The organism is Pseudoalteromonas porphyrae, assembly GCF_001298125.1.
GTDB classification, from domain to species: domain Bacteria; phylum Pseudomonadota; class Gammaproteobacteria; order Enterobacterales; family Alteromonadaceae; genus Pseudoalteromonas; species Pseudoalteromonas neustonica.
Window position 1 is genome coordinate 1 of sequence record NZ_LHPH01000015.1, and the last position, 21,473, is coordinate 21,473.

At 40.6% G+C, this 21,473-nt stretch carries 16 protein-coding genes and 1 tRNA gene; 4 read left to right on the top strand and 13 right to left on the bottom strand.

Going from position 1 to position 21,473, the window contains the following annotated elements; translation table 11 throughout:
- The 3 genes from ADS77_RS22960 to radA all read right to left on the bottom strand — a co-directional run.
- Positions 1-157 (bottom strand): phage integrase N-terminal SAM-like domain-containing protein (locus tag ADS77_RS22960; RefSeq protein WP_410054817.1); only part of this gene is annotated, 157 nt, incomplete at its 3' end.
- 551 nt (positions 158-708) lie between these two features.
- The gene (locus tag ADS77_RS13180) at positions 709-1,641 is read right to left on the bottom strand and encodes a hypothetical protein (RefSeq protein WP_054454854.1); all 933 of its coding nucleotides are present in this window, start codon (positions 1,639-1,641) and stop codon (positions 709-711) included.
- 100 nt (positions 1,642-1,741) lie between these two features.
- The gene (gene radA, locus ADS77_RS13185; RefSeq protein ID WP_054204205.1) at positions 1,742-3,127 is read right to left on the bottom strand and encodes a DNA repair protein RadA; all 1,386 of its coding nucleotides are present in this window, start codon (positions 3,125-3,127) and stop codon (positions 1,742-1,744) included.
- A gap of 379 nt (positions 3,128-3,506) precedes the next feature.
- Between radA and ADS77_RS13190 the strand changes: the two genes are divergently transcribed.
- Positions 3,507-5,993 carry a PilZ domain-containing protein gene (locus tag ADS77_RS13190; protein ID WP_054204206.1) on the top strand — a complete coding sequence of 829 codons (2,487 nt, stop codon included), beginning with the start codon at positions 3,507-3,509 and terminating at the stop codon, positions 5,991-5,993.
- On the opposite strand, the gene serB is transcribed toward ADS77_RS13190, so the two are convergent.
- Positions 5,977-6,999 carry a phosphoserine phosphatase SerB gene (gene serB, locus ADS77_RS13195; protein ID WP_054454856.1) on the bottom strand — a complete coding sequence of 341 codons (1,023 nt, stop codon included), beginning with the start codon at positions 6,997-6,999 and terminating at the stop codon, positions 5,977-5,979. The two genes, ADS77_RS13190 and serB, sit on opposite strands and share 17 nt — an antisense overlap.
- Before the next feature lie 133 nt (positions 7,000-7,132).
- Between serB and ADS77_RS13200 the strand changes: the two genes are divergently transcribed.
- Positions 7,133-7,753, top strand: coding sequence for an AhpA/YtjB family protein (locus ADS77_RS13200; RefSeq protein ID WP_054204208.1), 621 nt, complete (start codon positions 7,133-7,135; stop codon positions 7,751-7,753).
- Here the strand turns inward: ADS77_RS13200 and ADS77_RS13205 are convergent.
- The 4 genes from ADS77_RS13205 to prfC form a co-directional block, all read right to left on the bottom strand.
- Entirely contained in the window at positions 7,720-8,493 is a 774-nt protein-coding gene (locus ADS77_RS13205) for a TatD family hydrolase (protein ID WP_054454858.1), read from the bottom strand. The two genes, ADS77_RS13200 and ADS77_RS13205, sit on opposite strands and share 34 nt — an antisense overlap.
- A gap of 6 nt (positions 8,494-8,499) precedes the next feature.
- Positions 8,500-9,138, bottom strand: a complete 639-nt coding sequence (gene pdxH, locus ADS77_RS13210; RefSeq protein ID WP_054204210.1) for a pyridoxamine 5'-phosphate oxidase — start codon at positions 9,136-9,138, stop codon at positions 8,500-8,502.
- Positions 9,139-9,482: 344 nt separating this feature from the next.
- Positions 9,483-11,225, bottom strand: coding sequence for an arginine--tRNA ligase (gene argS, locus ADS77_RS13215; RefSeq protein WP_054454860.1), 1,743 nt, complete (start codon positions 11,223-11,225; stop codon positions 9,483-9,485).
- Positions 11,226-11,279: 54 nt separating this feature from the next.
- The gene (prfC, locus tag ADS77_RS13220) at positions 11,280-12,863 is read right to left on the bottom strand and encodes a peptide chain release factor 3 (protein WP_054204212.1); all 1,584 of its coding nucleotides are present in this window, start codon (positions 12,861-12,863) and stop codon (positions 11,280-11,282) included.
- A gap of 262 nt (positions 12,864-13,125) precedes the next feature.
- On the opposite strand from prfC, the gene ADS77_RS13225 reads away from it, so the two are divergent.
- On the top strand, positions 13,126-15,804 hold the full coding sequence (locus tag ADS77_RS13225; protein ID WP_054204213.1) for an ATP-binding protein: 2,679 nt from the start codon (positions 13,126-13,128) through the stop codon (positions 15,802-15,804).
- Here the strand turns inward: ADS77_RS13225 and rimI are convergent.
- The 5 genes from rimI to guaB all read right to left on the bottom strand — a co-directional run bounded on the left by rimI (position 15,790) and on the right by guaB (position 19,992).
- Positions 15,790-16,251, bottom strand: coding sequence for a ribosomal protein S18-alanine N-acetyltransferase (rimI, locus tag ADS77_RS13230; protein WP_054454862.1), 462 nt, complete (start codon positions 16,249-16,251; stop codon positions 15,790-15,792). The genes ADS77_RS13225 and rimI overlap by 15 nt on opposite strands.
- Positions 16,238-16,546, bottom strand: coding sequence for a hypothetical protein (locus tag ADS77_RS13235; RefSeq protein ID WP_054454864.1), 309 nt, complete (start codon positions 16,544-16,546; stop codon positions 16,238-16,240). Before ADS77_RS13235 ends, rimI begins: the two co-directional genes overlap by 14 nt.
- Positions 16,547-16,611: 65 nt before the next feature.
- Positions 16,612-16,688, bottom strand: a tRNA-Trp gene (locus ADS77_RS13240).
- A 154-nt stretch (positions 16,689-16,842) separates the two neighbouring features.
- Complete coding sequence (guaA, locus tag ADS77_RS13245) at positions 16,843-18,420, bottom strand: glutamine-hydrolyzing GMP synthase (protein WP_054204216.1); 1,578 nt, start codon at positions 18,418-18,420, stop codon at positions 16,843-16,845.
- Positions 18,421-18,522: 102 nt separating this feature from the next.
- Positions 18,523-19,992 carry an IMP dehydrogenase gene (gene guaB / locus ADS77_RS13250; RefSeq protein WP_054204217.1) on the bottom strand — a complete coding sequence of 490 codons (1,470 nt, stop codon included), beginning with the start codon at positions 19,990-19,992 and terminating at the stop codon, positions 18,523-18,525.
- 135 nt (positions 19,993-20,127) lie between these two features.
- Between guaB and xseA the strand changes: the two genes are divergently transcribed.
- The gene (gene xseA, locus ADS77_RS13255) at positions 20,128-21,462 is read left to right on the top strand and encodes an exodeoxyribonuclease VII large subunit (RefSeq protein WP_054454866.1); all 1,335 of its coding nucleotides are present in this window, start codon (positions 20,128-20,130) and stop codon (positions 21,460-21,462) included.
- Positions 21,463-21,473 lie beyond the last annotated feature (11 nt).

Consider the following 21,473-nt stretch of genomic DNA (forward strand, 5'->3'; position numbering starts at 1 on the left):
TAAAAAAGATATTCAGCTCATCATCAGTAATTAAATCGAGTGGTTTATTAAAATAATGGCTGAGTTTAAGTAAATGCTCGCAGTAACTTTTACAAGTACTTTGTGAATAACCACGGTAGGCTATTTCAGTTTTGACTTGTTCAATGAGTGTATTCATGACTTACCTCCAAGTTATGGGATAACCCCAAGGTAAGTGTGGCTCAAATGGTCAGAATAGGATCTCCGCGTAGCGGCTTAGTTCAACAATTTTATAGTGCGCGAAGGGCGGATCTTTCTGCCGATGCCACGCTTATGTATTTATAAATCTATTTTTAACAAATTAACTAAGATATTGCCATCACTAAGTTTTCTATTACCTTTAAGCAAAGCTAAATGAAACAATATACGCATGTCGCTCATTTTCCTGAATATGGGAGCAAACAACAGCTTTATTATTCAATAAGTTACTATCCTAAACCTATACCAACGTCGGTTTCCACCTTGAAACTATCACTCAGCTTTACTCTTTCAGCTTTGGCTTTCGTTGCTCTCAGTCACAATCTACGATGATTAATTTAACGCCAAACTGCTCTGGTTTTTCCTAGTACCTAGCGCCTAAAACCTAGTCCCTCAAGTAAACAAAAAAGCGCGAGATATACTCACGCTTTCAAACAACTCAAAACTATCTCTGTCTTAAACTGACAGCTTACGGCTGATAGCTAACAGCTTTTAGTCGCCCTTAGCTTTTAAATTTATAAACTCTGCTAGCTCGTTTGGTTGGCCCATCAAAGTAAATATTTGCTGATTAATCTCTGTCATTGTTTGCCCTGCGGGTAAACTGGCTGACACTGTTAATGAACCTAAACCTTGTGTGAAGTCTCTAATTGCCTGTGCAAGCTCGTCACTAACAGGGGCTTGCTGTAGCTGCATTTCAACCATTTGCTGCATTTGTTCTAGCGTCATGCCTTGCTTGCTTAATACTTGTTCAACAAGGGCTTTAAACTCGCCTTCGTTATTAAGTTTAATTTCAATACTACGAGGCTCAAGTTCTGAGATAGCTTGCATTAATAAAGTTTGTTGCTGTAATTGCTGCTCAAGCGGCAATGCCTGTGTGCCTTGCGCTTGTTGCATTTTACCCATTGCTAGTGAAGCTTCCATTAGTGCTTTTGATTTAGCTAAACCTAGATCAAAGTTAAGCGCAACAATCTGGTTTGCGTTGAGCGAAAAAGCAATATCGCTGTCGCCAGAGTTTTCGTCGTAGTTCATTAGCGTGTGTAAATCGTAACTTGCTGAGGCAAGTTGGTTATTTGCATCATTTGGTAGTTGCGCTACAAACGCATCGCTAAATTTAAAGCCTTTTAATGACAGCTCTGTACGCGGTGCTATTTTATCAACCTCGTAACCTGCAACTGTAATACTGCTTATTTGCGCAATATTTTCGTTATCAAAACCTTTGATTTCAACACCTGATAATTCAACACTTTGTGAAAACACACTTGCTGATAATGTTTCATAGGTTGCAGTTGAACCTGTTTGCTTAGCTAATAAAGCAAGCTGACGATCTACTTCTGTTTTTACTTCTTTGGTAAGCGCATAGTTTGCGTAGCTTGCACCACCCACAGCTAGTGCAACAACAGCTGCAACAATCGCTAATTTTTTCATTTTATTTCCTTATTACTGTTCTTTTTAATCATTAATTTGTGCTTACAATAGCATTTATAAGTAAGCTGACGTTATTGGTAATTGTAACAAAAATACCCTCTTAATTTATTAAACTAAGTAATTCGTGCACTGTTTTTACTGGCGTTATTTTAGCGCCCAGCCCTTCCATTGATTTATGGTAATTGCGAAATGGAATAAATATTTCGGTAAAACCATGCTGGGCAGCTTCTTTAACGCGGGGCACGCCACTGTCTATTGGGCGTACATCACCATTTAAACTCAGCTCGCCCATTATGCAAGTGGTACGCGGCACAACAAACTCATTTAAGCTGCTGAGTAATGCTGTTACTAGCGCTAAATCAATACAGGTTTCTGTTTCATCGATGCGTAGGCCACCAACAATGTTAAAAAACGTATCGTGAAATATCTTTGTTTTAGTGTGCTTACGTAAAATACCGGTCAGCATTTTAATCCGATTCATATTCAAACCAACACATACTCGCTGCGGAAACTCGGCCTCTGTTTCAGTAGTTAAGCATTGTATTTCGAGTAACAGATTACGATTGCCTTTACGGATACAGGTGATCGTTGAACCAGGGGAGTCAGTACTAGAACCTGATAAAAATATTTCACTAGGGTTATCAACGCTCAACATGCCGCGTTCGCACATTCTAAAAATACCCACGGTATCAATGTCGCCAAAACGGTTTTTATTCGCGCGCAAGGTACGTATTTGACCATCGTTTGTGTCTATATGCAGTAATGCATCAACAATATGAACTAGTGTTTGCGGGCCTGCAATTTCGTTATTTTTATTAACGTGGGCAATGATAAACATAGTAACGTCGTTTTGCTTGCAGTATTGTGTTAACGCTTGGGCGGCACTTTTTACTTGTGATGGAGAACCCGGGCTGCCATTTGCGTTATCGGTCACAACCGCTTGAATTGAGTCGATAACAGCAAACTTAATCTTATTTTTTTCAAGCTCTTCGATAATGGTTTCAACACTGGTTTCTGATAATAAGTACAGTTCATCAGGGTTGTAATCAAGCTTTAAGCGGTTAACACGATTTTTAAACTGTGACAGTGACTCTTCTGCGGTACAGTATAGCGAAGGCATGCGCTGTGACATGCGCGCAACTAAGTCAGATAATAATGTTGTTTTACCAGCCCCAGGGTCGCCAGAGATAATATTTACAGAGCCGGTGGTAACACCACCCGATAACACACGATCAAGCTCGCCAATACCGGTAAGTTGTTTTTCGGCCTCTGTGGTTGTTATGTCATTAATTTTTTTAGAGCCACCACCAACACCACCAGCGTAACCACCCACAACTGCTCGTGTAGCTGCTTTTTTACTTTGCCCTGCAGAGGGTTTGAATTCAGCTAAGGTATTCCATGCCCCACAACGGCATTGCCCCTGCCAACGCTGGTAATTCATACCGCACTCGGTACAAACAAATTCTATTTTTGCCGCTTTTGCCATTTACAGTGCCTACTTTGCTAACTTTTTGCTCATTCTCCCTAAGCATATTGAGTAAACTCATTTATGATTAGGTGCTTATTTTACTATTTCGTTGCCTTAACATCGAACATTGCCCTTGCCAATAGCGCAATTCAGCGCCACAATCGGAGTATAATTAAAGCTATTTTGTTACTTTTGCTTTAGGGCACGCTTTTTGCTTTAGTATTTTGTTACTAAAGCAATTGGAAGTAACAGTCATTAATTTGGCAATCTCATAATAATAAAAACTTAAAGATGGATACTCGCTACACTTAAATTGTCGTAATAATGCATTAAGATAAACGTATTTATAACGCAATAGTATACCAACTTTTTAGAATAGACGGTGATGGTTTTATAAATGACTGATGACATACTATTTAAATATGAAAGTTTAGTTGATGAACTTAAATCATATTTAGGTAACTCCAAATTTGACTCGATCTTTAAATCGAAAACCGCGGGCTTAACCAAGCCTGAGCAATTTTTGATCAAGATGGAAATGTCTCGCCTTTCGCAACCAATCGCCCGGTTTATTGATTTACGAGGCCAAGTAACAGGCCAAGTAAAACCTTTTGAATATGAAGGTAAACAGCACTTTATGGATGAAACAGCCATAGAAGTGTTTGAAAAAGCAATTGAACGACATGGTGGTTATACGCTTGCTGTTTATGAAGCCGTAATGAATACTGATAATAACCATCGGGTGATGCAAAAAAAAGCGGCACAATTAGCCCAGCAGCCAGAGCATCAAGAAGAGCAGAACTTTGATTGTCAGGTTATCAAGTTTGCATCCTATGAGAGCCGCCGCGAAGAGCGGATGAATTACTCAATTAAAATCACTGTTGAGCTTGAAAAAAGCAATACGGTTGCGGCCACGACGTCTGATATATCGTTAAGCGGCGCCAAAATAAAACTCGCACCTCGCTACCATGTCAAACGAGGACAAATACTTGGCTTACGGCTAGTTGGTCTTGAGCAAGATTTTGAACTTGGTTTAAAAAATGGTATTCAATACGAAGTTGTTGCCGTTGAAAAAGTTTCTGCTGACTTTAACCATATTCGCCTAAAAAGAACATTTGTTGAAAATAATGAAAAGTTTGATGGATTCTTAGAAAGCTTTATCCATGGAAATAAACGCCGCTATAAAGTAAATTTAGATAACACTTTAGATGCTGTTGTATCTAAAGGTTATGAGCAATATTATATTCCCCGTGTGACTTCTTTATTTACTTTCTTCAGCCAGCATGATGATAAAATATACCCGAGTTTAGTGCTTACCACTGAAAATAATATTTTTATCCAGCGCTATTTCTGCGATGAGCGAAAACTATCTTGTTTATACACAATATTAAATCAACAACGGATAAACTTACTACTGAGTGACCCATCTCCAGTAAAAGAAGAATATTTATATACATTTACCCATGTTGTTGGCGGTAAAGTTTATTATTATTCAGCAACCCGCTCAGAGCTTGCCACTGAACCTGAATTAAAACAGCTGTTCTTTGGTTTTGGCAGTCAAAAAGAAAGCTGGCAATGCTTTAAAGTACAGCTGATGCCCAGTCATCCCGATGATTCATTTATCCCTTTAAGTTTGCCAAATACCGCTGGCAAAGACATCGAAAAATTAAATAAGCCCCCCACTCCTCGCGTGCAAGGGATGGTGAAAGACGTTAAGTACTTAGTGATTTTAACGTCTGTAGGGACTAAAGCTGAGCAAACGCATTATCAAACTTTTAGTTATGACAAAAGCTTGGTAAATCAGTTAAAGCGCTTTGGTCATGGTAAGCATAAAGCGCCGCCAAAGCTCGAAACCGTTGATTTAGAATATGTAAATTTACGCGCACATAAGCGCTACCTTTATAAAACAGATATCTTGATCACTTTGCCTGATGAGCAAGTTTATACAGCGCATAGTCGCGATTTTTCGGTCATGGGACTACAGATTGAGTGCCAGCAACCCGTTAGCTTTAATAAAGGTGATGTTGTTGAATTAAGCATGCCTGAGCTGCAAAAGATCACTAAAAAATACCAACTTTCAGCATTGAAATATGAAGTTATGGCTGTAAGTAAGTCGCTTACTACAATTAATTTAAAAGCAACGCGGATAGCTGATTTACCGCATATGGGTGTAAAGTTTTTCACGCAGTTAATTGAAAATAATAAAGATAAGCTAAAAGTATCTGAAGAAGCGCCAAAAATTCCAGGTTTGTCTACAGCGCTTAGAAACATGGTCACTAAAAGTGTATGCCAATTCCCATTTTATTTGCATAAAGAAGCCGCGCACTTCAAAACAGGGGCAATTGGTCATGGGCTATACCCAAGCTCACTGCATACTATTTTACAAAATTACGGTTTGCTTAATGACACCACAACAATTGATCCCTTTTTATCAACAGAGCAAATTACCGATATTATTACTCCGTTAATTAAAGATCGTAGTCGCCAAGATCCCCCGCTACAATTTACGCTGTTTATTCGCTTTGATCCTAAAAAATCGACACTTCAAGAAGCCGTTAAAAGCCAGTGTGTTGCTGATGATAACTTTTCACCTTTGCACTTATTTTTAAAGAAAGGCTTAAAATCTGAATTAGTATTCGTTATGCGTTTATATATTTCTCGCACTGGCCGCCCTGATACAGATTACTTATCAAACGAGCTTAAATACGTGAGCCAATATGCGCTTCATAAAGCTAAAGATCTTGAGGAAGCGCTATGGTCAGTTGCAGGTGTTGGCGACATGGTAGATGTAACTGATGAAACGCTCAGCCACTTGGATTTTACAGCTGAGCTAATAGAGCAAATGAATAAGCGCAAACAAATTTGGCTTAAGCGTTTAACTTAAGCTCAGGGATCGTCAAAAGGTATAATATTTGTAATAGCGATCCTTGGCAAATTGCAGCTTGAGCTTGCTCAACCACCTTTGGCTTACCATGTACTGCTACACCTAAACCTGCCGCAGCCATCATGGTTAAGTCATTCGCGCCATCGCCAATGGCAACCGTTTGCTGTACAGGCAAATTTAATTGCTGTTGTAGTTTAGTCAACACCACCGCTTTTTGCTGTGCATCAACAATAGTTCCAAGTACTTTGCCGGTGAGCTGATTATCTTTAAACTCCAATACGTTGGCATGCACTTCATCCAAATCAAGTATGCTTTGTACTTGCTCTGCAAAAGGCACAAAACCACCAGAGGCAATTGCTAAATACCAGTTATGTTGTTTTAGCACTTTGCATAGCGCTTGAATGCCGGGCATTAAAGGTAAATTATTTTTAAGTTCATCAATTAAGCTTTGTTTAATACCTGTAAGTTTGGCAACGCGCTGATGTAAGCTTTCGCTAAAATCTAACTTTCCAGCCATTGCTTGCGCTGTTACCGCCGCAACATCATCGTACACATTCGCAAGGCGCGCTATTTCATCAATGCATTCAATAGTAATAGCAGTTGAATCCATATCCATAACCAATAAACCAGGCTGTATTAAGCTAGGTGGCTTGCTAACTTGTACTAGCTGAAAACCTAACGGATGAGCAAACTCATTTAATAACAACGGATTAATGGTCAATTGGCCTTTATCACTATAAAAGCACCATGCAGGCGTTAATTTTTGATCAGGCTGGTAACGACATACAGCACTAACAATAAAGCCATGTTGAGTTAAGAAAGCCGCAATACTAACGAGCTTTTGCCCATCAAAATTACCTGCAAAGGCGATACTGAATGTTCCCTGTAAATTAATCACTGCGCTGGTTTGTTCTACTAACGCACCCTGATCGCGATACCATTGTCCTAACGAAAACTGCATTGCCACTTGCTCAGATGTTAGGGTCGCAAAGCGCTCCAATGTCATGATGACTCCATAATGATACTAATGTCTCAACTGCGACTTAAGAGTAAATTCGCCATTGAGGGGGATTTAAGGTTATAGTTAGGCTTAGTTGTAACATCAAAAGCAAAAGCTGTCAGCAGCGCAAGCGGTGACTATGAAAAATAACCATCTTAAAAACCCTATTTCTGCATCTCAAAGGCAACGCTTAGTTCGTTTGAGTCTGGCTGCTGCATGTTTTTTACTGTTGAGCTGGGTTGCAATAAATAGTAGTTTTCAAAGCCATCAGTTACTTTATGACAGTGCCGACAGTACCGCTAAAAGCTTAACTCGCTTCATGGCGCTTAATGCAAAAACCCCATTACTTGAAAAAAATAAACCCGCACTAAACGCGCTTTGCAATAATATTAGTAAGGACGAATTTGTGCTTGCGGCAATGATTTATGATCACCAAGGAGTGCTTATTGCAAACAGCGCTAATTGGCAAACGCATCATTTATTAGGTAAATTACCAGATTCCACTCCCGGTATAAGTAAACTTAAAACCCCCTTTGTTGAACCAGTTATTAGCGATGATGACCGCCCCCTTGGCTTTGTATCCATTACGTATTTAACGCGATCATCGATAGCACAAAGCCACAGCCACTTTCATGACTTAGGCCGCCAAGTATTATTGATGCTGGTTATAACCTGTATTTTTACATGGCAACTAGGGCGCGGTTTAAAACGTTGGCAGGTTAATCGTTATATTCGAAAAAGTGCTGAGCACGAGTCATAAAGGCGTTGTTTTAGATCATTCCTATTTAATGATGTGACTTGTTTTAACTGACAAAGCTGATCAAACACTAATGGTAATTGCAGTGGTGTATTGTGCTGCCCCTGAAAGCCCGCAAGCGGCATTGATGGTGCATCCGTTTCAAGTAATAAATGCTCTGGCGCTATTTGAGCAATAACGTGACGTGTTTTTTGCGCGCGCTCATACGTAATTACCCCGCCTACCCCAAGTTTAAAGCCCAACTTAATGTATGAATTTGCTTGTTGTAATGAGCCTGAAAAAGCATGAATAACACCACCGAATTTAGGCTTACAGCGCTTAAATGATTGCGCAATTAAATCATGACTTTGCCGATGATGTACAATCAGTGGGAGTTCCAGTTGATTAGCAAGTTCAATTTGATATTCAAATATTTGTGTTTGCTTTGCTATATTTTCGATACTACGATCGATCCCACATTCACCAATAGCGACTAACTGATCTTTATGCTTGTGAGCCAGTTTGTTAAGTTCATCTAAATGCTCATCACGGTGTTCAGCCATAAAATAAGGGTGCAAACCAATGGCAATGTATACGCTCGGGTATTGTTTAGCAAAAGAGGTGAGTGAATAAGATTGTGCCAAGCTAACACCCGGCACAATAAAATGATTAATTCCCAGTTCTAAACTTTGCCGAATGAGTTGTTCGCGCGTGGCGTCAAATTCAGCAAAATCTAAGTGGCAGTGGGAATCAATAAACGCCATAACTGGTTATGGGTTTAAACGCGTTACTTGCCAGCTGTTGTCAGCTTGGCGTTGATACATAAAGCGATCGTGCAAGCGATGCGCCCCGCCTTGCCAAAACTCTATTTTAGTTGGCACAACACAGTATCCGCCCCAAAAATCAGGTAAAGGGATCTGACCTTTCGCAAATTTATTTTTCATATTCGCAAAGGTTTCCATTAATACTTTTCGTGATGACACAGGCCGACTTTGTGCAGACGCCCATGCAGCAAGCTGACTCTCTTTAGGGCGTGATAAAAAGTACTTGGCAACCGCTGCGGTTGGCAATGGTTTAGCTTCACCGTATACAATCACTTGGCGTTCCATGGTGTGCCACGGGAAATGCAATGATATTTTGTTATTACCTTTTAGCTCTTGTGCTTTACGTGAGCCGGTATTGGTAAAAAATACAAAACCGTCATCATCAAGATGCTTTAACAATACAATGCGTTGCGATGGTTGCCCTGTTTCATCAACCGTCGCCACGACCATAGCTGTAGGATCTGATAAATTAGCCGTTACAGCATTATCGAGCCACTTTTCAAACTGTTTAAATGGACAATCAAGCAAGTTATCTTCGCTTAAACCATCTTGTAAGTATTCACGACGAATATCTTCGAGTTTCATATCAAATCCTTCTTTATCAGCTATCAGCTATCAGCTATCAGCTATCAGCTATCAGCTATCAGCTATCAGCTATCAGCTATCAGCTATCAGCTATCAGCTATCAGCTATCAGCTATCAGCTATCAGCTATCAGCTATCAGCTATCAGCTATCAGCTATCAGCTACAAAATTAAGCAATTGCAGCTCAGTGTCAAGCTACAAGCACCTAGCACCTAAAATTATCTGCAAGTGTAGGAGCGCTAGCAAGGCAATGAGTTTATTTATGCCAAGGAGCATACGTATCTGGTATGTGACTTAGGCTAAATAAACTCATTGACGCAGCTAAAGCGAACTACGCGCAGCAGATTACATTTGCTCCATGACTTCGATACCTAACAGATCTAAGCCTGTACGCAGTGTATCTGCCACTAAATTACACAACATTAAACGGCTGTCGCGTACACTTGGCTCTACACCTTCTTTAAGTACTGGGCAGGCTTCGTAGAATGTCATGTATAGGCTAGCAAGTTCGTATAAGTAACTACACAATACGTGCGGTGTTGCCTCATTGATCATTTGATCAAGCACTTCTTCTAATTGTAGCAATTTAAGTGCTAGGGCTTTTTCTTGTTGCTCAACAATGGCTATTTCAGCATTTAGGTTTGCAGCATCTACACCTGATTTACGGAAAATACTACGTACACGAGTATAAGCGTATTGTAAGTAAGGTGCGGTTGCGCCTTCAAAGCTGAGCATGGTATCCCAGTTGAAAATATAATCACTGGTACGATTTTTAGATAAATCAGCGTATTTAACTGCGCCAATACCAACTTTACGGGCAATTTCACTGCGCTCAGCGTCGCTTAAATCTGATTCACGCTCAGCAAGTTTTGCTGTTGCACGAACAATTGATTCTTCAAGTAAATCGGCTAATTTTACTGTGCCACCAGTACGGGTTTTAAATGGTTTGCCATCTTCACCCATCATGGTGCCGAAAGGGCAAAATTCGTAGCTAGTCTCATCACGAAGTAAACCGGCTTTGCGTGCTGTAAGCTCTACTTGATTAAAGTGTAAGCTTTGGCGTGCATCAACAAAAATTAGGATACGTGCTGCACCCAACTTGTTTGAACGGTAATCACAAGCTGCTAAATCGGTGGTTGCGTATAAGAAACCGCCACCTGATTTTTGTACGATAAATACAGATGGCTCACCATCTTTATTTGCCAGCTCATCTAAAAAAACTACCTGTGCGCCTTGTGACTCAACCGCAATATTTTTATCTTTTAATAACGCAATAATGTTATTAAGCTCACTGTTATAAGCGCTTTCAGCCATTATATCGTCTGGCGTAAGCGTTACATTTAAGCGTTTATAAACTTCTTCAGAATGCTTTACAGATGTTGCGATAAACAGCTTCCACAGTTTTTCACAATGAGCGTCGCCGCCTTGTAGTTTTACTACGTAGTCACGGGCTTTATCAGCAAAACCTTCTTCGTCGTCAAAACGCTTTTTAGCATCGCGATAGAAAGTTTCTAAATCAGCTAACGCAACGGTATCAAGATCAACACCTTGGCTTATTTGATCTTCTAAATGCGCAATCAACATACCAAACTGCGTACCCCAATCGCCCATGTGATTTTGGCGAATAACAGTGTCACCACGAAACTCAAGCGCACGTACTACTGCATCACCAATGATCGTTGAACGTAAATGCCCTACGTGCATTTCTTTAGCTAAGTTAGGAGATGAGTAATCAACCACAACTTTTTGTGGCTGTGCATGCTCTGCAACAGCCAGTTTTTCATCTTGATTTGCCGCTTTTAAACTTTGCGCTAAAAACTCAGGCTTTAAGTGAATATTAATAAAACCAGGACCCGCGATCTCCGTTTTTTCTGCAATATCACTTACATCTAAATGATCTATTATTTTTTGTGCAAGCTCGCGCGGGTTGCTTTTCATTTTTTTAGCTGCGCCCATTGCACCATTGATTTGGTAATCACCAAATTGTGGGCGGGTGCTTTGTGTGACAGCAGGGTTGGTATCTGCAGGTAAGCCTGCCCCCGTCATTGCCGCGATGGCTTTTTCAATCAATAGCGTACGAATGTTCATGTAATTTATTACCTTTACCAGCCCGCTATTGCAGGCTTTAAATTGAATTTTTGTTTAGTTTTCACGCGTGTGGTTAAACGTCACTTCTGGGTAGCGTTCAGTCGATAAGTTAAGATTTACACGACTTGGGGCAATGTAAGTTAAATTATCGCCACCATCTAGCGCTAGGTTGCTTTCACATTTACGCTTAAAGTCTTCAAACTTTTTAACATCATCACAACTCACCCAACGAGCCGTATTTACATTAACACTTTCGTAAATAGCATCAACGTTGTATTCGGCTTTTAAACGCGCTACTACTACATCAAACTGCAATATACCTACAGCACCAACAATTAAATCGTTATTAATGAGAGGTCTAAATACTTGTACTGCACCTTCTTCAGATAGCTGCACTAAGCCTTTTAATAATTGCTTTTGCTTTAATGGATCGCGCAGGCGAATACGACGGAATAACTCAGGTGCAAAGTTTGGTATACCAGTAAATTTAAGTTTTTCACCTTGTGTGAAAGTATCACCAATTTGAATCGTACCGTGGTTATGTAGGCCAATGATGTCACCAGCGTAGGCGTCAGCTGCACGCTCACGGTCACCTGCCATAAAAGTTACGGCATCTGAAATGCTTACCTGCTTACCTATACGCACATGATTCATTTTCATGCCTTGGCTGTATTTACCCGATACAATACGCATGAATGCAATACGGTCGCGGTGTTTTGGATCCATGTTTGCTTGAATTTTAAATACAAAACCTGTGAAGTTTTCTTCACTTGCAACAACTGTGCGGTCTTCCGTTTCGCGCGGCAATGGCGTTGGTGCCCATTCAGTCAGACCTGTCAAAACATGATCAACACCAAAGTTACCAAGTGCTGTACCAAAATACACAGGTGATAATTCACCGGCTAAGAAAAGATCTAAATCAAACTCATTTGATGCACCAATCACAAGCTCAAGTTCATCGCGCAATTGCGCAGCTAACTCTTCACCAATTGCATCATCAAGTTCAGGGTTATCTAGCCCTTTAATACTGCGCACTTCTTGAATCATATGACCTTGCCCTGTTTTATATAACAAGGTTTCGCCGCGATGAATATGATAAACACCTTTAAACTCTTTACCGCAGCCAATCGGCCATGTAATAGGTGCACACGCAATATTTAGCTCTGTTTCAACTTCATCAAGTAACTCCATAGGATCACGGATGTCGCGGTCACATTTATTCATAAAGGTAACAATTGGCGTGGTACGAAGGCGTGTTACTTCCATTAATTTACGAGTTCGGGCTTCAACACCTTTAGCTGCATCGATAACCATTAAACATGAATCCACAGCCGTTAAGGTACGATAAGTATCTTCAGAGAAGTCTTCGTGCCCTGGGGTATCAAGTAAATTAACAAGTGCTTTATTAAACGGAAATTGCATTACAGAAGTGGTTACAGAGATACCACGCTCTTTTTCCATCTCCATCCAGTCAGATTTAGCATGTTGATTTGAACCGCGACCCTTTACCGTACCGGCTTTTTGAATTGCTTGTCCGAACAACAACACTTTTTCAGTGATGGTCGTTTTACCCGCATCTGGATGCGAGATGATTGCGAACGTACGTCGCGTATTGATTTCGTTTAATAAATTAGACATGTAAGCCGCTTTAAGTCAGAACAAGGCGCAACTAAAAACAAACCTAAGCAAAGGTCTTTTTTGCGCACTGTAAATATAAAATAGAATTACCCACATTATACCTTGTTTACCTTAGCCAAAAAAGCAACGATTGTAAGTAATTAGCTGATAACTTTGTTTCAAATTGCACCAAGCACGTAGGTGCAGTCAACGCGCTAAACTTGTGTAATTTTACACTAGCGCATACTATTGATGGATTACATGGAGGATATTTTGTTTGGGCATGAAAACCAGTAAGCTAAGCATACGATTATTATGGTATATCACGCCGTTGGTGATCTTACCGTTACTGTTTTTAGGGGGCTTTACGCTCACTAACGTCACTAGTTCAACACAAAAACAAGCTGAACTTATCGTGAGCCGTTTTGTAGAACAACAACAGCAAAAAATGTTCAACTACATTGACTCCTTTCATTCCACCACAAAATTACTGTCAACCTCCCCTGTTTTAAGCGACTTTCTCGCTGACGACCTTCGCTATAATGGTAATTACACACGTCGTTTGGGCGCATTAATGGACGTATTTGCCAGTTATTCTGAAGCGTACCCAGACATTATTAGTGTAAATTTAGTTTCCCCAAATGGTAAAAGTGACGCGTATTACTCTAGTAGTTTAAATATAGCTCCTGACAGCTACCCTTTTTTCGATCAAGTATTACAAAGTAATTTAGGCCAACAACAGTTTATGGTGCAAAAAAAAGATGGCACCACCAGCTTGTATTTCATCCAACGTATTTTTAGTGCTGATTATTACTTAAAGCGTCCTCAGCAATTAGGTTTTATTATTGTTCATGTTGAGCCGTCAATTTTAAATACCAGTATTTTAGAAGCCCCCTATAACAACACACTTAATTTATTATTAACTAACGACGGTAAAATTTTATTTAGTTCAGATTATGACAAACGGGGTAATTACATCAGTGAGTATGAGTTAAAACAAATTCATGAATTAGCTGATTTAGGTAAACTCTCCACCATAGAGCTCTCCAGTATCGATAAGGTTGAACGAATGATTTATGCCGTGCAAATGAGTGGCGGTTATTATTACGTATCGACTATCCCAAAAGCACTGCTTTATCAGTCGGGTAGAGCCATTAGCCTGATCACAGCTTTAATTGTAATTATTTCGGTGGTTACGCTACCACTGCTTATTTTTATTGTAGTGCGTAACTTATTACTCAATCCCATTGAGCAACTAGGTGCGGCGAGCCATCGCGTTGGCGATGGTGATTTATCAGTTTACTTACCAGCACACAACAATGATGAAGTTGGTGTTTTATTTAATGATTTTAATCATATGATCAACCAAATCCGTCATTATCAAGATGAATTAAAAGAATACAAGCACCACCTTGAAGATAAAGTTGAGAGCCGTACTAAAGCGCTTGAAACAATGAATAGCCAGCTTGAAGGGGCTATTGCACAAGCGGAACAAGCCAACCAATTAAAGAGCCGTTTTTTAGCGAATATGAGTCATGAAATTCGCACACCACTAACTGCGATTATGGGTTTTACAGAGCAACTGCTACATACAAAAAAAGCAGTTAATGATGAATTGCATTTAAGCACGATTTTACGTAACTCAAAGCACTTACTTGAGCTAATTAATAATATTTTAGATTTATCAAAAATTGAAGCTGAAAAACTAGCCGTTGAACGTGAGCCGCTGTCTGTTGTTGAATTAGTCCATGATATAGATTCGATTATTCGCCCGTTAGCGCAAGAGAAACAGCTCACTTTTGAAATAAATTACACATTACCTTTACCGCAAACAATCTATAGCGATGCGACTCGCTTAAAGCAAATTCTGATTAATATTGCCAGTAATGCCGTAAAATTTACTGAGCAAGGGCAAATAACCCTCGATATTAAATACCTCGAAGATAAACAATTTATTGAATTTGCAATTGAAGATACCGGCATTGGCATGTCAGAGCATGAAGTTGAACGAGTCTTTAAACCATTTGAACAAGCCGATGCAACGACTACGCGGCGTTTTGGCGGTACTGGTCTCGGGTTATGTATTTCCAAAAATTTAGCACAATTACTTGGCGGTGATGTTCATTTAGAAAGTGAACCGGGTAAAGGCAGTCGATTTTGCATTCAAATAGCCTGCCACCTTGATGAAAATGCAGAGCATGCCCATGCAATGCTAACAGCAATAGAGCAACTAACCCCCACTAAAGACCAGCAGCTTTCCTTTGCAGCTAATAGCTTTGATGCCAATATCCTTGTTGCTGAAGATAACCCTGATAACCAAGTGCTAATTAAGTTATTACTACAAACATGGGGGCTTGAGCCTGATATCGCAAAAAATGGAGCTGAAGCTGTCGAAATGGCGTTAGTGAATGACTATCAGCTCATTATTATGGACATGCAAATGCCTGTGATGGGTGGTTTAGAAGCCACACAAATGCTACGTCACGCCGCTTACGATGGTCCTATTATTGCGCTTACTGCGAATGTAATGAAGCATGATGTTGACACCTACCTCAAAGCAGGTTGCGATGAAGCACTAGCAAAACCTATCGACAAAGATGCGCTTGAAAGCGTACTCGTTAGTTATTTACACATAGAAAAAGACAGTCAAAGCAAATGGGATAGCTTGCTCAACAGCGATAAGTTTCAACAGATAAATGAAAACTATCGCTCTAAACTACCTGATTACCTAGTTGAAGTGACGGATTTATATAATTCAGGTGAATGGGATCAACTCAGGGCACTAGCACACAACTTAAAAGGCAGTGCTGGGTGCTTTGGGTTTAGTAATATTCATCATGGTGCTGCGACTCTTGAGGATAACTTGCGAGGGCGCGATCATAGTCGTCGTGACTATTTGGCATTGAGTTTAATTGAAGCAATTAAATATACGATACAACAAGCTAAATCACCCAAAGAGTAAAGTGAGCCCCATTAGTATTGCATCTTCATGACCATTTTTTGATGGGTCATCACTTGGGTAGTAATTTTTACGTACTGACATCTCACTAAAGCCTGCCCGTTCATACAAGTTAATTGCACGGGTGTTGGTTTCGCGTACTTCTAAGAATAAGTTTTCAGCGTTATGCTTTTCGCCATATTCAATAAATGCTGTAAGTAACTGCTTTGCTATGCCTTTCCCCTGAAAATCAGGTGCTACGCAAATATCCATTAAGGTAAAGTCAGGTCCTGCTTTCTCACCAATGTAAAAACCAATCATTTGTTGTTCACTAAACGCGGCTAAATTAAAGTAGCGCCCAGCTAAACATGATTTCATTGTGTTAACAGTCCACGGATGGCTGTGACATGCACTCTCAACACGCATTAGCGCGTCAATAGATGATTCAGTAACAGATTCAAAGGTTATCAAGGTGTATGCTCATCAGCGCCCATAGCGCGCGTTTATTATCAGCACTAAGCTGTTGATTTGGTAAACTCAGTTGGCCTTCATGCCATGCTAGCGTATCACTTTGCACTACGTGCTTAATTTGCTCTGGTGCAATAGCACGATTTAGATCTGCTAACAGCTTTTGATTTAACTCTAGAGTTACCTGTGGTGCCGTCATTGTTTGATCAGAAATTTTCTCAACAATAGACTGTGGACGAAAATGTTGATTTAGTTCAAGGTTTTCTATACCAAAAATAGCTGCGTATCGTGGATGCATAACAACTCAGTAGATTTAAAAACAAGAACAATATAAGAAGTAATAAAAACGATGTAAAGAAGAAATGGCAGGGGCGGAGAGACTCGAACTCCCAACCATCGGTTTTGGAGACCGCTGTTCTACCAATTGGAACTACGCCCCTGCAATGCGACGAATTATAGAGAAGTTTCGCTAAAGGTAAAGAAAAAAATTACACTTTTAGTTCAACTGCTTTTTAAATAAACAAAACGGCGAATTAGCATGCTAATTCGCCGTTTTACAATCAATTATCAAACTAGTTTGCTACTAAGTTTTAATTATTCCCATTCGATTGTTGCAGGTGGTTTACCTGAAATATCGTAAACAACACGTGAGATACCGTCGATTTCATTAATGATGCGGTTTGAAACCAGACCTAAGAACTCATACGGTAAATGTGACCAACGCGCTGTCATAAAGTCGATAGTTTCTACACAACGAAGCGACACAACCCAATCGTACTTACGTGCATCACCCATTACCCCTACCGACTTAACTGGTAAGAATACCGTGAACGCTTGGCTCACTTTATGGTAAAGCTCAGCTTTGTGTAGCTCTTCAATGAAGATAGCATCAGCACGACGTAGTAAATCACAGTATTCTTTTTTGATTTCACCAAGTACGCGCACACCTAAACCAGGCCCAGGGAACGGATGACGGTAAAGCATGTCGTATGGTAAACCTAGCTCTAAACCAATTTTACGCACTTCGTCTTTAAACAATTCACGTAATGGCTCCACTAAGCCCATTTCCATATCATCCGGTAAGCCACCCACATTGTGGTGAGACTTGATCACATGTGCTTTACCTGTCGCTGATGCTGCTGATTCGATGACATCTGGGTAGATAGTACCTTGGCCTAACCATTTAGCATTTTTAAGCTTTTTAGATTCGCTATCAAATACCTTAATAAACGTATGACCAATGGCTTTACGCTTATCTTCAGGATCAGATTTACCAGCAAGGTCCGCTAAAAATAACTCTTCAGCTTCTACTTTAATGATGTTCAAGCCAAATTTATTACCGAACATATCCATTACTTGTTGGCCTTCGTTTAAACGAAGTAAACCATTATCAACAAATACACAGGTTAAACGATCGCCAATGGCGCGATGGATAAGCATAGCTACAACCGATGAATCAACACCGCCTGATAAACCTAATATGACTTCATCTTCACCAACAGTCTCTTTAATTCGCGCGATTGCGTCATCAATGATTTTTTCAGCAGTCCATAATTTTTCACAACCACAAATATCAACAGCAAAGCGCTCTAATAAACGCTGACCTTGATGAGTGTGTGTTACTTCAGGGTGGAACTGCACGCCGTAGAAACGCTTTTCTTCGTTAGACATTGCCGCATGTGGGCAAGTAGATGTTTTAGCTGTGGTTTTGAAAGTATCAGGGATTTCCATTACTTTGTCGCCGTGGCTCATCCATACATCTAGAATGCCTTCGCCGCCGTCAGTAATACTGTCTTCAATGGCATCAAATAATGCACAATTGCCTACTTTTTCAACTTGCGCATAACCAAACTCTTTCTTATCAGAGCTATGAACGTTGCCGCCAAGTTGAGTCGCCATTGTTTGCATGCCGTAACAAATACCAAGTACGGGTACACCGGCATTAAATACATATTCAGGGGCACGCGGGCTGTTTTCTAACGTTGTTGACTCAGGGCCACCAGATAAGATGATACCTTGTGGATTGAACTCACGGATTTGCTCTTCCGTTACGTCCCATGCCCACAGTTCACAGTAAACACCAATTTCTCGCACACGGCGGGCGATCAATTGCGTGTATTGCGAACCAAAGTCTAAAATAAGAATTCGTGAATCGTGAATGTCTTTGCTCATTGAGGGTCTCGTTAGTCAAGAACTGGCACTCAGGGTATCTGAATGACTAAAAATAAATAAGGGCCAGCAAAAGCTAGCCCAGTAATATCAATAATATATTGATTAACCTAAGCGGTAGTTAGGTGCTTCTTTAGTGATTTGCACATCATGAACGTGTGACTCACCCATACCTGCTGAAGTAACGCGTACAAACTGAGGTTTAGTGTTTAATTCATCAATAGTTGCACAACCGGTTAAACCCATTGCACTGCGCAGGCCGCCAACTTGTTGGTGAATGATGGTTGCGATTGGGCCTTTATAAGCCACACGACCTTCAATTCCTTCAGGAACTAGCTTGTCTGCTTGGTTTGACTTTTGGAAGTAACGATCAGATGAACCTTCTTTTTGGTTCATCGCGCCAAGCGAGCCCATACCACGGTATGATTTGTAGTAACGACCTTGATAAAGCTCAACTTCACCCGGCGCTTCTTCAGTGCCCGCTAGCATAGAACCAACCATTACACATGATGCACCAGCAACCAATGCCTTTACGATATCGCCAGAGAAACGGATACCGCCATCAGCTATCACTGGAATATCGCGACCTTTTAGGCCTTCAACTGCATCAGAAATAGCCGTGATCTGTGGTACACCACAACCAGTAACGATACGCGTAGTACAGATTGAACCTGGGCCGATACCTACTTTAACGGCATCAACACCGGCATCAGCAAGCGCTATAGCGCCTTCAGCTGTTGCCACATTACCCGCGACTATTTGCAAGTCTGGGTAAGCTTGACGTGTTGCAGCTACGCGGTCAATAACACCTTGAGAGTGACCATGTGAAGTATCTATTAGTAATACATCAACACCCGCTTCAACTAATGCGGCAATACGTTCATCTGTACCAGGACCGACACCTACAGCAGCGCCTACACGAAGACGACCTTGCTCATCTTTACACGCATCAGGTTTGTCTTGTGCTTTTTGATAATCTTTAACTGTGATCATGCCCTTTAATTTAAACGCATCATCAACAACAAGGATTTTTTCGATACGGTGCTCGTGCATTAACCCTAAGATTTCATCACGTGCAGCACCTTCTTTAACGGTGACTAATTTTTCTTTTTTAGTCATTACCGTTGAAACTGGCTGTTCAAGTTTTGTTTCAAAACGCATGTCGCGGCTGGTAACAATACCCACAAGGCCATTTTCAGCATCCGTTACCGGAAAGCCTGAAAAGCCCTTTTCTTCAGCAAGTACAATCGCATCTGCAATGGTTAAATCCGCTGTAACTGTAACTGGAAAAGAAACAATGCCGGCTTCATACGTTTTAACTTTACGTACGTTTTTAGCTTGTTCTTCAATAGTCATGTTTTTGTGGATAAAACCTAAACCGCCTTCTTGTGCCAGCGCAATCGCTAAGCGGGCTTCTGTAACAGTATCCATAGATGCTGAAACTAGCGGCAAGTTAAGTTTGATACCACGCGTTAAGCGAGTTGAAATATTTGCCGTATGTGGCAAAACAGTAGAATGACCTGGTACTAAAAGTACGTCATCAAAGGTAAGAGCTTCTTTAGCAATTCTAAGCATTTTGGCAACTTCTCACATGTGGATCTTGTATAAGGAATTGCGGCCAAATTTTATCAGCGTTATGGGCACGAGTAAATAAGATTTCACAAATATTTATGATAAAATACCGTCATCATCGCTTTTTAGAGTCGCTTTATGGCCGTAACATCCCAGCAGCAAACGATTTATACCGTTTCTAGATTAAATAGAGAGATCAGAACCGTACTCGAACAAGGGTTTGCATCGTTAAATTTAACGGGTGAAATATCAAATTTCATTACACCTGCCTCTGGCCATTGGTATTTCACACTCAAAGATGATCGTGCCCAAGTAAAAGCAGCCATGTGGCGCGGTAACAACCGTAATCAACAATACCGCCCTATAAATGGCGCACAAGTAACTGTACGTGCGCGTGTTTCTTTATATGAGCCACGCGGCGACTACCAACTGATTGTTGAACATATGGAAGCCGCGGGCGAAGGTCAATTAAAGCAAGAGTTTGATGATTTAAAAATGCGTCTTGCCGCTGAAGGCTTATTTAGCTCAGCACATAAGCTGCCAATTCCATCTGTTGTGCATCGTGTGGGCATTATTACATCCGCTACAGGGGCAGCAATTAAAGATATTTTGACGGTTCTAAAACGCCGCGCCCCACAACTTGAAGTCGTGATCTACCCTGCGATGGTGCAAGGGAAAGAGGCGCACCTGCAACTGATTGATAAAATAAACATAGCCAATGCCCGTAATGAAGTCGACGTACTTATTTTAGGCCGGGGTGGTGGCTCACTGGAAGACTTATGGTGTTTTAATCATGAGCTGCTTGCCCGTGCTATTTTTGCCAGTGAGCTGCCAATGATTAGCGCTGTGGGTCATGAAATTGATACCACGATAAGTGATTATGTAGCTGATGTACGTGCAGCAACACCTAGTGCAGCTGCGGAGCTTGTAAGTCCAAACAGCAGCGAGCTTGCAAACCAAATTCAACAGCAGTTAAACCGTTTAGCAAATGCCTTTAAACACCAATTATCTGCAAAGCAAAGCATTGCAACCGCACTTGAACACCGCTTAACACTATGTCACCCGCGCAATCAGTTAAATCAACAATCACAACGCTTAGATGAGCTAAGTTTGGCACTACAACAAGCTATGCAACAGCATATTTATTTACACGAGCGTCGTTTAAATAATTTAGCCCCACGATTAATGCAGCAATCACCTGATCGTAAACTTACTCAAGCAAGTCATCAATTGCAGCAATTACAAGCAAGACTTCAGCAAAGTATGCGACAGCAACTAAATGATGCTAATAACCAATTATCAATGCAAGCAGGGAAACTAGAGTCAGTTAGCCCATTAAATGTGCTCGCCCGTGGTTATAGCATCACTAAAAATAAGCAAGGAAGTGTAATAAAATCAACGTCACAAGTGAATAAAGGCGATTCACTTGTGACAGAATTAGCTGATGGAGTAATTCAATCTATCGTTAGTTAACTTTAGTAAAC

What these genes read in the sequence shown, in the direction of transcription:
- guaB (WP_054204217.1), bottom strand. Translation starts at nt 19,992, where the DNA reads ATGCTTAGAATTGCTAAAGAAGCTCTTACCTTTGATGACGTACTTTTA.
- ADS77_RS13180 (WP_054454854.1), bottom strand. Translation starts at nt 1,641, where the DNA reads ATGAAAAAATTAGCGATTGTTGCAGCTGTTGTTGCACTAGCTGTGGGT.
- prfC (WP_054204212.1), bottom strand. Translation starts at nt 12,863, where the DNA reads ATGTCTAATTTATTAAACGAAATCAATACGCGACGTACGTTCGCAATC.
- xseA (WP_054454866.1), top strand. Translation starts at nt 20,128, where the DNA reads ATGGCCGTAACATCCCAGCAGCAAACGATTTATACCGTTTCTAGATTA.
- argS (WP_054454860.1), bottom strand. Translation starts at nt 11,225, where the DNA reads ATGAACATTCGTACGCTATTGATTGAAAAAGCCATCGCGGCAATGACG.
- radA (WP_054204205.1), bottom strand. Translation starts at nt 3,127, where the DNA reads ATGGCAAAAGCGGCAAAAATAGAATTTGTTTGTACCGAGTGCGGTATG.
- guaA (WP_054204216.1), bottom strand. Translation starts at nt 18,420, where the DNA reads ATGAGCAAAGACATTCACGATTCACGAATTCTTATTTTAGACTTTGGT.
- ADS77_RS13235 (WP_054454864.1), bottom strand. Translation starts at nt 16,546, where the DNA reads ATGCATCCACGATACGCAGCTATTTTTGGTATAGAAAACCTTGAACTA.
- ADS77_RS13205 (WP_054454858.1), bottom strand. Translation starts at nt 8,493, where the DNA reads ATGGCGTTTATTGATTCCCACTGCCACTTAGATTTTGCTGAATTTGAC.
- ADS77_RS13200 (WP_054204208.1), top strand. Translation starts at nt 7,133, where the DNA reads ATGAAAAATAACCATCTTAAAAACCCTATTTCTGCATCTCAAAGGCAA.
- ADS77_RS13225 (WP_054204213.1), top strand. Translation starts at nt 13,126, where the DNA reads ATGAAAACCAGTAAGCTAAGCATACGATTATTATGGTATATCACGCCG.
- serB (WP_054454856.1), bottom strand. Translation starts at nt 6,999, where the DNA reads ATGACATTGGAGCGCTTTGCGACCCTAACATCTGAGCAAGTGGCAATG.
- pdxH (WP_054204210.1), bottom strand. Translation starts at nt 9,138, where the DNA reads ATGAAACTCGAAGATATTCGTCGTGAATACTTACAAGATGGTTTAAGC.
- ADS77_RS13190 (WP_054204206.1), top strand. Translation starts at nt 3,507, where the DNA reads ATGACTGATGACATACTATTTAAATATGAAAGTTTAGTTGATGAACTT.